At 60.6% G+C, this 12040-nt stretch carries 10 protein-coding genes and 1 pseudogene; 3 read left to right on the top strand and 8 right to left on the bottom strand.

The features are described 5' to 3' along the window. Window positions 1-3: 3 nt before the first annotated feature. Window positions 4-286 (top strand): annotated as a pseudogene (locus tag PQQ96_RS35200) (ArsR/SmtB family transcription factor). Window positions 287-433: 147 nt separating this feature from the next. Here PQQ96_RS35200 and PQQ96_RS35195 read toward each other — a convergent pair. The 6 genes from PQQ96_RS35195 to PQQ96_RS35170 all read right to left on the bottom strand — a co-directional run bounded on the left by PQQ96_RS35195 (window position 434) and on the right by PQQ96_RS35170 (window position 7509). Beyond that, window positions 434-2182, bottom strand: coding sequence for a hypothetical protein (locus tag PQQ96_RS35195; protein WP_408301051.1), 1749 nt, complete (start codon window positions 2180-2182; stop codon window positions 434-436). Between the two features lie 170 nt (window positions 2183-2352). Further along, window positions 2353-3411: a YncE family protein gene (locus PQQ96_RS35190; RefSeq protein ID WP_408301049.1), complete on the bottom strand. Its 1059-nt coding sequence runs from the start codon at window positions 3409-3411 to the stop codon at window positions 2353-2355. A 115-nt stretch (window positions 3412-3526) separates the two neighbouring features. After that, window positions 3527-4231 (bottom strand): TonB family protein, encoded by a 705-nt coding sequence (locus PQQ96_RS35185; RefSeq protein ID WP_408301047.1) that lies wholly within the window; start codon window positions 4229-4231, stop codon window positions 3527-3529. 1 nt (window position 4232) lies between these two features. Then, on the bottom strand, window positions 4233-4631 hold the full coding sequence (locus tag PQQ96_RS35180; protein ID WP_408301045.1) for an ExbD/TolR family protein: 399 nt from the start codon (window positions 4629-4631) through the stop codon (window positions 4233-4235). A 2-nt stretch (window positions 4632-4633) separates the two neighbouring features. Beyond that, window positions 4634-5323 (bottom strand): MotA/TolQ/ExbB proton channel family protein, encoded by a 690-nt coding sequence (locus PQQ96_RS35175; protein WP_408301043.1) that lies wholly within the window; start codon window positions 5321-5323, stop codon window positions 4634-4636. A 14-nt stretch (window positions 5324-5337) separates the two neighbouring features. Further along, window positions 5338-7509: a TonB-dependent receptor gene (locus PQQ96_RS35170; RefSeq protein WP_408301041.1), complete on the bottom strand. Its 2172-nt coding sequence runs from the start codon at window positions 7507-7509 to the stop codon at window positions 5338-5340. A gap of 591 nt (window positions 7510-8100) precedes the next feature. Here PQQ96_RS35170 and PQQ96_RS35165 point away from each other — a divergent pair. Together PQQ96_RS35165 and PQQ96_RS35160 are read left to right on the top strand one after the other, a co-directional pair. Beyond that, entirely contained in the window at window positions 8101-8823 is a 723-nt protein-coding gene (locus PQQ96_RS35165; RefSeq protein WP_120302163.1) for a response regulator transcription factor, read from the top strand. Between the two features lie 13 nt (window positions 8824-8836). Beyond that, entirely contained in the window at window positions 8837-10204 is a 1368-nt protein-coding gene (locus tag PQQ96_RS35160; protein WP_408301039.1) for a sensor histidine kinase, read from the top strand. Between the two features lie 125 nt (window positions 10205-10329). Here the strand turns inward: PQQ96_RS35160 and PQQ96_RS35155 are convergent, their stop codons facing one another. Both PQQ96_RS35155 and PQQ96_RS35150 read right to left on the bottom strand, forming a co-directional pair. Next, window positions 10330-11106, bottom strand: a complete 777-nt coding sequence (locus PQQ96_RS35155) for an enoyl-CoA hydratase/isomerase family protein (protein ID WP_408301037.1) — start codon at window positions 11104-11106, stop codon at window positions 10330-10332. 99 nt (window positions 11107-11205) lie between these two features. Further along, window positions 11206-12021 (bottom strand): alpha/beta fold hydrolase, encoded by an 816-nt coding sequence (locus PQQ96_RS35150; RefSeq protein WP_408301035.1) that lies wholly within the window; start codon window positions 12019-12021, stop codon window positions 11206-11208. Between the last annotated feature and the right edge of the window lie 19 nt (window positions 12022-12040).

Raw genomic sequence — 12040 nt, 5'->3', positions numbered from 1 at the left:
TTAATTCATAAGGCACTCGCAAGCCTGTTCCGCCGCGAGATCTTGAGGTGGTTAAAGACGCCGAACAAATACTTTGTGCGGGGATACGTCGATCCTGGTTGCGGCGTACCATCAAAATGCAATCCACTCGCGCAGTGAGCTATCTCAATCTACCGTATCGGCACACGTCGCTGTATTGATCGAGGCGGGGCTCCTTGTTTCGACCCGTGTTGGTCAGTGGGTGTTTCTGGTGCGAAATGAAGAGGGCATTCGCGCGTTCGCGACACAGATCAGGTTGCATCTGTAGCGGCTGGCTTTATCGACCGCCATGGGTACGCCCTGACGTCACGATCTCACCCTCGAATCCGAAGATTGTGCGCGCTAATGAAAACAGCCTGCTATTCGGCAGGCTGTTTTCGCCAAGCGATAAAGCGGCTCCGACCGATGATCTGCTTTAGGAGTTCGGCACAATCGCTACGCCGCGCAGGGCCTGACCATAAGGCGCAGTCTGCATGACGGAGAAGCCACTCGCGGACGTGACCGTTGAACCGCTTACCGTCACCGTAATCTTGACCAGTTGGTTCGAGTCAGCACCCGCGTCGAAAGCAGTGCCCAGGCTATTGGCAATGGTCGACGTCACCGCATAGATCGTGAACGAACCGTCGCTATTGACCTGCCCTGTGATATTGCGCAGACCATCCGGCGTGGTCGTGTAGCTAGCCCCCTTGGTCCCGTAAAGACCCGTGCTATCCGTCACCGTATAGGCGGCCCCCAAGCTCAGGCCCGTCGTCAAATTGGTCAGCGGTTTCCAGACACCATTCTGCTTCTGGTACACCCACAGGCCGCCACTGCCGCTTACCTGATCCCCCGCCACACCGTCGCCCTCGTCAGTCACGAACATGATCGACGGGTTCGACGACGGAATCCACATCCCGAACGGATAGACAGTGCCGGTCACCTGAGCAGGCGATGTCAGATTCGTCAGATTCGTTGCCAATGCGGTCGGGAAACCCGGAAGGATTGTCACCGGAGCGTTTTGCGGCAACACGCCGCCATTGGCAAGCGCACCGGTGGCACCGACCTGGTACACCGTGTTCACCCCATTGCCGCCACTGCCCTTCGAGACATACATCGTTCCGTCCGGACCCACGAACAGGCCACGAAGGTTTTCATCCTTACCCGTTTTGTCCGCTGCAGTCGCCGGTGTCGTCGGCAGCGTTGCGATCGAGAAGCCAAACTGGTCACCCGTCGAGCTGCCACCGGTAATCGAGCCCATCGACGCCAACGAACAGGCAGTTCCAGCCGGCGCGGCAGCATACGTGCCCGCGCCAGTGCCGGATTCGAATGCGCCGATCACCTGGGAAAACGCGCACGAACTACCCGGTGCGATACTTTGCACCCCGGTATTCATCGTCAACATATCGAGCAGCGCTGTTGTCGGCTTCGGATTCTTGCCGGAATTGCCCGCATTGCCGACGATGTAAAACAACCCGTTCGCGAGCACGGCCGCACGGCCGTTGTTGCCGGCATAGGCGTTGGTATTCGTGAACGACAAGCTGTTGCTGGCAAACGTCAGTTGACCAACTGTCCGGTAGGTGGGTGCCGCGATATCCGTGTTGGTCGTATCCACCACGCCCGGCGTATTGGAGTTGGAGATATCCAACTGGTCAATCGTCGTGTTGTAGCCGACAAAACTCAGCGATTTCTGGTCGAGCGAGACATTCAACGACAGCTCGGACTTCGATGCAAAGCTGGTAGCGAACCTCACCTGGTTTTTTGCTGCCTGCGCGGTGATGTCCAGTGTTTGCGAGGGACTGCCCGCCCCCGGCGTCCACTGATCGAGATACGCCTCGGACGTGATGCCAAAGTTGCCGTCATTGGCGTCGTTGGTAAACACATTCGGATACGTGCCGGGCGTTACCGCGGTTACGGGAGATGCATTGGTGGTGGTAGGCGTTGCGTTATAAGGCAGCGTGCCGCTCACCACATTTGCCGGATCGTACGCGGTACGTGAGACCAGCAGGTTTCCAGGTGTGTAGTTACTGGTCGAAGCAGAACTGGCCGGCGTGCTGGGGGTGGCCGGCGTACTGCTGGCACCGCCTTGCGATGCAGTCGAACTCGGGGAATTCTGGACACCTCCGCCGCAGCCGTAAATGACAGAGAGTAAAACCGCGATCGGAAGTGCCTTGAGGGTCGTATTCATTATAGTTTCTTGGATTGAGTTAACAACATCGGATTGAGAATGTGCTACTGGTATTGCAAACCGCAAATTCAAGATCTACCCATTGCAACCATGGCGAATGCGAATTGATGCACATTCACATCTCACCTTCGCCATGAATCTAATAAGCTATGCTTAGTGATTAATTTATACTATTTACGCTGCGCCACAAGTACTTCAAACGTGCCGGGAATGACGCTCGGGCGGGGGTGAGGATTGTCGGCGGTTGCGGCCGGGGCCGGGCCGAACTTCGATGAAATGAGATACAAACGGTGTCCCTTTTCGTCGAGCGTCATCGTCTTTGCGCCCTCCTGCGTAGGCAGGTTCTGCGCAACCGCGTAGTGATCCGCATCGTCTTCATGCACGACCGTCAGCGTGCCGTCTCCGCCATTCGAGCTAAACACCAGCTTCAAAGCGGGATCGAAGGCAGCTGCGTCCGGATGACCACCGATCGGCACCTCGGCTACAGCGCGGCCTGAAGCGGCGTCGACCACCTCCATGCGCTGGTTGGCGCAAACCGAGAACAAACGCTCACGCGTGGTATCGATGGCGAGTCCGGTCGGCTCCTCGCACGGTGCAATCGACCAGTGCGCCAGAACGCTGGAAGATTTGCCGTCCATCTCGACGATCTCGCTTCTGTCTTCCACATTAACGAAGACGTGGCCGTGGTTATCCGCGGCAAGTGCCTCCGGTTTGCCGCCCACTTCCATCGTCGCGACCACCTTGCGTGTCGCGACGTCGATCGCGCTCACGCTCTTGTCGTGCCCATTGCTGACGTACACGCGCTGCAGTGCGGGCACATAGAGGATGCCGTCCGGGTCCGGGCCCGCAGCCTTGATGGTGTCGACGACCTTCAGCGTGTCGAGATTAATGACGGTAATGGTGTTGGCGCGGCCATTGGTCACGAATCCGAGTTTGCGATCCTGCACGAACGCAAAGCCATGCACGCCGTCGGTGTTTTCAATCTCGCCGACCAGCTTGCCGGTGCGTGCATCGATCACCTGCACATGGGTGTCGCGGCTGACAAATAAATGATGACGTACCGGGTCGTACGCGACGTAGTCCCAGTTCTCGGCCCCATCAAGGGCATAGTGTTTCGCGATTTCGAACTGTCTGGCGGGTTCCCCGCTTGCCGCATGCGCGGCAGCCACGGCGAGCATGGAGGCGACGCCAGCGGCGATCAGCGATTGCAGGACATGTTTTCGTTTCACTTGAACGGACTCCGGTTGATGCTGTTTATCGACGTTTCAGGCCAATGCCATGCCGGCCGGCTAACGGGCACGACGGCGTGGCGCTATGAAGCAAATCGTTAGGACTGAGTGGCGGTTATTCGTGTGCGTCCAGATTGAACGTGACCCACAATTGCTCCGGGAGCGTTTTGCCGACAAATTCGGGCTCAGGCTTGGGATACGCCGCGTCCCGCACGGCCGCGAGCGCGGCGCGGTCCAGCAGCCCGATGCCGCTCGACACTACAACGCTCGCGTCGGACACCACGCCGTCGCGATACTGAAATGCGACCCGTGTGCGGCCGGACATGCCCGCCATGCGGGCTGACTCGGGATATCGCAACGCGACCTGAATCGCCGCGCGCAGCGCACCCTGGAAGCTGGCCGTCTGCACGGCCGGCGCCTGAGCGGGTGGCGGCGGAGGTGGGTGCGGCGCAGGCGGCGCTTCAGTCGGTGTTGCCGACGGCAGCACCGGCGCAGGCATTGCCGCTGGCGTCGGTGTCGGGACAGGCGTGGGCCTCGGCGGCGTCACGTGCGCAACGCGATGCACCGGTACAACCGGCCGCACCTGAGACACCTCGGGCTTAGGCGCCGCCACGACCGGTTTGGGCGCAGGAGCCGGCGATGGCGCCGGTGCTACCAGCGTTAGCAGCGTCGGAGCCGGTTCGGCTGGCACGTGAGACTTATGCGTGAGGAGCGCAAATCCACCGCCTAGCAGCAGCACTTCCGCGATCAACGCGAGCGCTGCGGCAGGAAACAGGCGCGTGCGCTCCGGCACGTCGCCGGTGGCCGGTACGGTCGCCATATCAGTTCGCCACCGGTTGCGCAGCCAGCGCGATCTGCGACACGCCCGCGGCACGGCAGGCGTCCATGACGGCGACAAGCTTCTGGATCTGCGCCTGCTTCGAGCCGGCAATCGTGACGACGGTATGGGCAGCATCCGGCCAGGCTGACAGCATCGACGTCAGTTCAGCGGGGCTCAAGGTCCGGCCGTCGACGGACAAGCTGCCATCGGTCGCGAGCGTCACCGTCACCTTCGGGGGCGGCAACGACTGCGTCGTGGTACTCGAAGGCAATTGCGTGCGCAAGCCGGCATTCGGAATCATGTGCAGCGTAATCATGATGAAAAACACCAACAGAAAAAACATGATGTCGATCATCGGAATGATCTCGATGCGAGCTTTGCGCGCTTCGAAATACTTCATCGTCACACTCCCTGCGACGCGAGTTTTCCGACCACGGCGCGCGGCGCCTCACGCACGGTCTTCGAAGTTTCGTGCGACGTTCCAGCCAGACGGTTCACGAGCGCAGCCTTCACCGTTTCGAGCTGGTGCACGACACCCCTCACCCGATTGTGCAAGCCGTTAAAAAACACCAGACCGATCATCGCCACAAACAGCCCGGAGGCGGTGGCGATCAGCGCTTCGGCGACCCCACCCGTCACCTGGGTCGGTGCATTGCCAGGGTTGGAGAGCACCTGAAACGCGTTGAACATGCCGACGATCGTGCCAAACAGGCCGAGCAACGGCGCGAGCGTGACGACCGTGTCGAGCGCCCAGAGAAAGCGGTCGATACGCGGGGCTTCGCGCATGATCGTTTCTTCGAGGCGCGCATTCAGCTCCTCGCGCGAGGACTGACCGGCAAGACGGCCGGCGGTGGCGAATAACGCCGCCGCCGGCAGCGTTTGGCACTGCTCAGCGCAGGCGGCCAGCGTCGCGGCATTGAACTGGTCGAGGCGGTCGATCTGTTCGAGCGCCTCGCGGCTGCTGCTGGCAGCGCGCTGCAGAAACCAGCTGCGCTCGATGATGATCGTCAAGGCAACGAACAGCATGGCGGCGATGACGTACAGCACGCCGCCTGAGTTGTTCGCGAGGTGCAACAGAGTGTCGACGGTCATGGGTGAAGCTCCTCTTAAAAGTCGGTGGACAAGGTGCCGATAAACGTGCGCCCCGGGATCGTCCAGTACAGCGGGGTATTGTCGGCAGCGGTGTAGCCCGCCAGCGCATCGATGCTGGTACGGTTGAACAGGTTCTCGATCTGGAAGCCAATACGCGTGTCATGCAGCCACGGCGCGAGGTTCCTGATCGTGTAGGCGGCTGAGAAATTGGTCACCGTGAAGCCGCCAATCGGCTGGGTGTCGCCCGTGTCGCCGAACTGGTGACCGACAAATTTCGTGATGAGCGAACCGGTCAGCGGACCGCGTTCATACAGCACGCCGGCGGCAGCGGTTTGCTGAGGCGCGTTAGGCATCCAGTCACCGGTGCTCTTCTGTTTCGCCGAGTTGAACGTCAGATTCGCGTAAAGGCTGAAGCCCTCGCCAACCGAGAAAGTCGCTTCGGACTCGAAGCCCTTGTACACCGCACCGCCGGCGTTGGTGAAGACCGTGTTGTCGCCTACCGTGCGACTCGTCACCGCGTTGCGGAAGTTGATGTAGTAGAGGTCAGCCGACACCGTCAAGCGGTTGGTCTTGTAGGTCGTGCCGATCTGGTAGTTATCCGTCTGCTCCAGGTCCGGCTGGCCCGAGACCGATGGGTTCTGGACGTAGAACACATTCAGGTTCGGCGCAAGAAACCCTTGTGCGTACTGGATATAGGCGCTCCAGTCCGGGGCAATCTGCTCATGCAACGTGAGCGACGGCAGCACCTTCGTCCACGTATGGCCATAGTCCACCGGATCGCCCGACTTCTGGTTCGTCGGCGAATCGATTTGCCGATTGAACGATACATACTTCAGCCCTGGCGTCACCGTCACGCCATAGGGGAGTTCCAACGCATACTGCAGGTACGGCTCGAACGTCAGCAACGTGTCGTTCATCGTGAAGTTCTGCGACAGGAAAGCAAAGTTCAACGAGTCGTCGACGTTGAAGTTGTCGCGGAAGTTGGACTGATGCGTGATCCACGCGCCCATCTGCAGCGTGCCCAGACCGATCTTCCGTTCAGCGGTTAGCACGTCGCCCCAAGCGCGGTAATTGTTGTTCATCTCCTGGCCCGGTACGTTATTCGCGCCGAGGCTCGTCCCGTTCGGCGTTTCGCCGTTCGGATCGAGTCCGTTAAAGCCGTTGTGGTAATAACCGTACGTATACAGCTTGTTATTGATGACCCACTGCGCGACCTTGGTTTTAACGTCGATGTATTCGAAGTCGGTGTTGATCAGGTCGACGTTGTAGCCATAAAAGGCCTGGCTGGCCGGATCGCTGTTCAAGCCGAAGTTCGGACCATTGGCCTGAATCTGTGCGGCCGTTGCGCCAACCGGCACGTTCTGGTGAATATTGTTGTAGGTGGCGAAGACGGTGATTAACGTGTTGTCGCCGAGCGGTTTTTCGAGTTTGAAGTAAACGTTCTGGCGGCGCTGTGCGGAATCCGTCAGGTAGCCGTCGCTGCCGGTCTGCGTGTATCCGACCATGGCGCGGGCATCGCCCCATTGCTGGATATCACCCGTGTTCAACTCCGCGCCCGCAAGCCACGTGTTGTAGCTGCCGTACGACCCGAGTACGGAGAATGAGGGCTTAAGCGATGGATCTTTCGAGTCGATGCCGATCGTGCCGCCAAACGTCGCAAAGCCGATCTGCGAAGCGTCGCCCGGACCCCGGTCAATCGCGATGCTGCCGATCACCTGATTCGAGAAGAACGAAGTCGAGTGATGGGTAAAGTCGTTGGAATCGCCAAACGGGATACCATCGAATGTCACGTTGTACTGACCGTCCTGGAATCCTCGAATCGAGAGACTCTGCGATTCCATCAGACCCGCACCGTTCGGGGAGATATTCGACACGCTAGGGGCGATCTGCACGATGTCGCTGTAGTTCGACGTGGGCGCCGTGTTGTTCTGGATATAGCGCTGGCTGATGATCGATTTCGGCTCGCTGGCCGTGAGCGAACCCTGGGAGGGTGCCTGCGCCGGCGCCGACTGCGTGTTCTTTGCGGGGGACGTACTGTTATCCGACGACGACACGGCCGTGCTTTGCACCGAGCCGAGGTCGCCGGTTGCCTGAGCATGCGAGATCTGTGCCCCAGCGGCGCAGAGCGTCGCAAGAACGAACTGCGTCAGCGGTTTCTGGTTGAACTTGGAACGTACCCGTCGCATGGTTCATGCATCCTTGTTTTTGAATGTGCCGTGGGGCAGTAAGTCAGACAAGGCGGGATGTTATCGACGGCGCATTAATACCGAGTGATGGGTAACTTACGAAGTTAAAGTTCTTATTACGGATACCCGACACGGCACCTCTCAAGCGAAAGGGCGTGGACGTGGGCTTAGATTTGTAAGTTTCTGGACACCGCTCATTCATCTGTTCGCTCTAGGATCGGCACCTTCGTCCGGTCTCTTTTCGCGGGCAGCATGAAATGCCTCACCTCCCTACTGCTGGTCGCTACTGTTCTGATCGATGCGTGCGCAACCGTTCAGGCTGCACACGCACAAGGCGCAACCTATATCGATGCGCATTCGCATGTGGCTGCGAACTCGGCACGATCCGCATTGTCGACGGCGTGCACTACCCGAGCGATGTGGAAGCCCAGCGTCTGCGCATGTCACGAAACCGCAACATGCTCGTGACAGGCTGCGTGCCCATGCGGGGCAGACTGCACCCGGGTACCTGCCGTCGCGACACCAGGCGCGCAAACCCCAAGCGATGCCCGCGCCCTCCCATGGCACAAGATCAAACGGAAAAACGTCCTCTTGGAAAGTGAAGCATCGGTCGCCTACCCCGCGGGGCGCAGACCTCGCATCCTGGTCGTCGAAGACGACGAACACGTACGGCTCGAGATCGCTGCCGCACTCGAAGACTATGGCTTCGCGGTCGACGGTGTGTCGAGCGGGCACACCGGCCTGCTGCGCGCACTAGACAGCGATTTCGACGCGGTCGTACTCGACCGCATGCTGCCCGACATCGACGGCCTGTCGATCTTGTCCACCTTGCGCAACGTCGGCAAAGAAACGCCCGTGCTGATCCTGAGCGCCCTGTCGGCGGTGGATGAACGCGTGAGAGGTTTGCGCGCCGGCGGCGACGACTACCTGACCAAGCCGTTCGACAGCCTCGAACTGACCGCGCGTCTGAATGCGCTGCTGCGCCGCCGCTCGTCGCCCAAGGAAGCGTCGGCACTGAGCGTCGGCGACCTCATCCTCGATATGAGCACGCACCTGGTCGAACGCGCCGGCGAGACAATCGAGCTCAAACCGCGCGAGTACCAGTTGCTGGAATACATGATGCGGCACGCCGGACAGCCGGTCACGCGGGCGATGCTCTTCGAGTCGGTGTGGAACTACCATTTCAACGCGCAAACCAACGTGATCGACATGCATATCGGCCAGCTACGCCGCAAGATCAGTCTGAACGGACGGCTCTCGGTCATGATCCATACGGTGCGCAATGTCGGCTATATCCTCCATGCCGGCGAGTAAGCGACGCACGCGCATGCACCTGAGCAGCGTCGGCTGGCTGCTGACGGTGTTTATCAGCTCGGCCATCGTCCTGTTCGCGATGCTTTACTGGGCGACCGACAGGTACCTGGTGCACGAGGTCGATGAGCGCCTGGTCGGCGAAGTGGCCGAGTTCCATTCAATCGGCCGCGCCGAGGCAATCGCGAACATCGACGCGTTGAGCCGGCGCGACGTGGCGAGCAGCCGTCCCTACGGTGTATTCGATGCCGACGGCACGTGGCTCGCGGGTAACATCCGCGTCCTGCCACGGGCCCGCAACGCCAAGCCGTTCAATTACACGCAGCCTGTGGACGACGATCACCGTACGGTGATCGGACATTTCCGCGGCATCATCGTGCCCGCCATCAGCGGCGTGCGCATCGTCGTCGGTCACTCGACCGATGAGATCCGCTATTTCGATCACACGCTGGTGAAAATGCTGTGTGTTGGCCTGACGCTCACGATCATCCTCGCCGTGGGATGCGGCGCGGCGCTCAACGCGATGTCCAATCGCCGTATCCGGGCCATCAACCTGACCGGGCGCGAGATCATGGCGGGTCAACTGAGCCGGCGTTTGCCGACTCGCGGCACGCATCACGATCTGGACCGTCTCGCCGAAATCGTCAATACGATGCTCGACGAGATCGAGCGGCTGGTTGCCGAAGTCCGTGGCGTCTGCGCGGGCATCGCCCACGATTTGCGCACACCGATGACCCATCTGCGCGCGGGACTCGAACGTGCGCGGCGCCGCTCGAACAACGTGGCGGACTATGAGAGCGCGGTCGATGCAGCGATCCTGCAATCGGACGTCGTCCTGAACCGCTTCACGGCACTGCTTAGAATCGCGGAAATCGAAGCCAACGGCCGACGCGCGAGCTTTGGCGATGTCTCGCTCGACACGGTGCTGCGCGACGTCGTCGATCTTTATGAACCGGTTGCGGATGACCGCGGCCTGTCGGTGTCGGTGCATGCGCCAGAACCCGTCCAGGTGCACGGCGACGTGGACCTGCTCTTTGGCGCAATTGAAAACCTGCTGGATAATGCGCTGAAATTCACCCCCAGCGGCGGCGTGATTACGCTCGAAGCGGGCATCGAGGCAGGCGACCCTATCCTCTATGTGGCGGATTCCGGACCGGGTATCGAAGCGGGTGAACGCGAGGCCGTGTTGCGTCCGTTCTATCGCAGCCCGAGTCAGCAGGCGCAGGCGCCGGCCGGGCATGGTCTCGGCCTGAGTCTCGTTGCGGCCATCGCACGGGTGCACGACGCTGACGTGGAAATTCGCGACAACGCGCCGGGTTGCAAAATGGTGCTGCGTTTCAAGAGCAGCGTGCTGGCGAGAAGCATTGCTGCATCAAGGGATTAAGGAAATTCCGGGAATCGAGCGGAATACTACTTGGTGCGGGCCGGAGCATGTACGCCACGCGCGACGCCCGACACCACACTCGCTTTCCCGGATTTCCGCAAATCTAGAGGAGTCGCTCGCAGCGATCAACTCCTCGCCTGCGTTGCTTTCACAAGGGCGGCTGCGGATGCGCCTTCGAGCGACAACCCGTAGCCAACTTCCTGCACGATGCGCTGCTTCAAGGGCCAAATAAAGTGTACGCGCGTGTTGCGGCGCGCCACTTCGGGCGCCTTCAGATACTGCCTCGCCAATTCCTGTGCACGGCCAAGCGCGTGGCCGTCTGGCACGACCTCAGCAACCACGCCCCACTCGCGTGCGACAGCCGCCGTGATCGTCTCCGCGTTGAGCAGAAAAGCTTCCGCCCGTCCCGCTCCCGCGCGATAGCTCCAGGTGGTAAAGATGCCGTCGCCAGGCACGACACCGGCAGCATAGTGGCCCATGTCCTGAAAGGTTGCGCCCTCTGCGGCCACAATGACGTTGGCCAGCAGGACATACTCCGAGTGAATATGGGCACGCCCCTCGATGGCTGCGATGACTGGCACGCGTATATTGGCGATATTTTCCAGGACCTGAACGCCTTCGTCATGGATCTGGCTCCAAACGTCAGGATCGGAAACGTCCTTGAAAGACGCCCAGTCGACCCCGGTCATAAAGTCCCCGCCTGCACCCGTGAGGATGACGATCTTGTTCGCACGATCCTGCGAAATCCGGTAGAACGCATCGACAACCTCCGTGTGGGCCTGGGCCGTGAAAGTGAGCGGACCTCCATCGGTATGGAATTGCACAACCAGCACACCGTCCTCATCCCGTGTCAACTTCAGGTTGCGGTAAGCAGTGAAATAGTTATCCGAAATAGTTTTCATGATGTTCTCCTACGTACGAACGTACAGAATTGAATGAGCCCCATCCGCGAGCTGGGAAAGGACCATCGAGCGGCAACCGCTCGTGCCTGCTGCTCTGCGTCAGATGAAGAACCCAGCCAACGCACGAGCCACTGCGACAGCGTCGTTCTCCATGGGGATGTGGCCCGCCTTGGGAATCCGGACAAGCTGCGTGTTCGGGATCTCTTTGGCGAAGCGCTCCGCGTGCTCGACGAGCTGGAAGCTGTCGTCTTCGCCCCAGACGAGCAGCTTTGGCGTCTGCGACGCACGAAGCCGCGGCAACAACTCCATCGTGTAACGATTGTCCGCCGCACCTGCTAACGCGAGCCACGACCGTGCAACGCGCGGGTCCGTCCAGGGTTCGAGATACTCGGTCACCTCGCTTTCCGTTGCAGGCCTCGCCAGTGCCGTGAGGACGGACTTGCGACGGGCTGCAAGGACATCCGCCGTCGTTGTCGCAGCGGCCACCACCGGATCGCGGAACCGGGCAACGCCAGGCACCGGCCACGAATCGAACATCACCGCATTGACGAGTGCGAGTTTGCTGACCTCTATCTTCCCGTCGACCAGCACCTGTTGCGCAATGCCCCCGCCAATGTCGTGCCCCGCCACGCCCACCGAGCCCACGATACCGAGCGCATCCACGAAGCGCGGCAGCCAATCCGCCAAAGCGGGAATCGAGGCATCCGCAATGGTCAGCTCGCCACCCGAGCGGCCGGAGCCGGGGAAATCCACCGCGATGAGCCGTAATCCCGCGGCCGCCAGGTCGTCTAGCACCGGCTGCCATACCCGGCTCCAATAGGTGCCGTGCAGCAACAACAAGATGGATCCTGCCGGGTCACCGGCGCTCAGGTAGCTGACCGGTACGCCAGCCACGTCAACGGTTCGTCGTTCCATGATTAAACTCCTCCGTTGC

The organism is Paraburkholderia sediminicola (assembly GCF_046027825.1).
Taxonomy (GTDB): Bacteria; Pseudomonadota; Gammaproteobacteria; order Burkholderiales; family Burkholderiaceae; genus Paraburkholderia; species Paraburkholderia sediminicola_D.
Note: the sequence above shows the minus strand (reverse complement) of the source record. Positions and strands in the feature narration are given on the sequence as shown.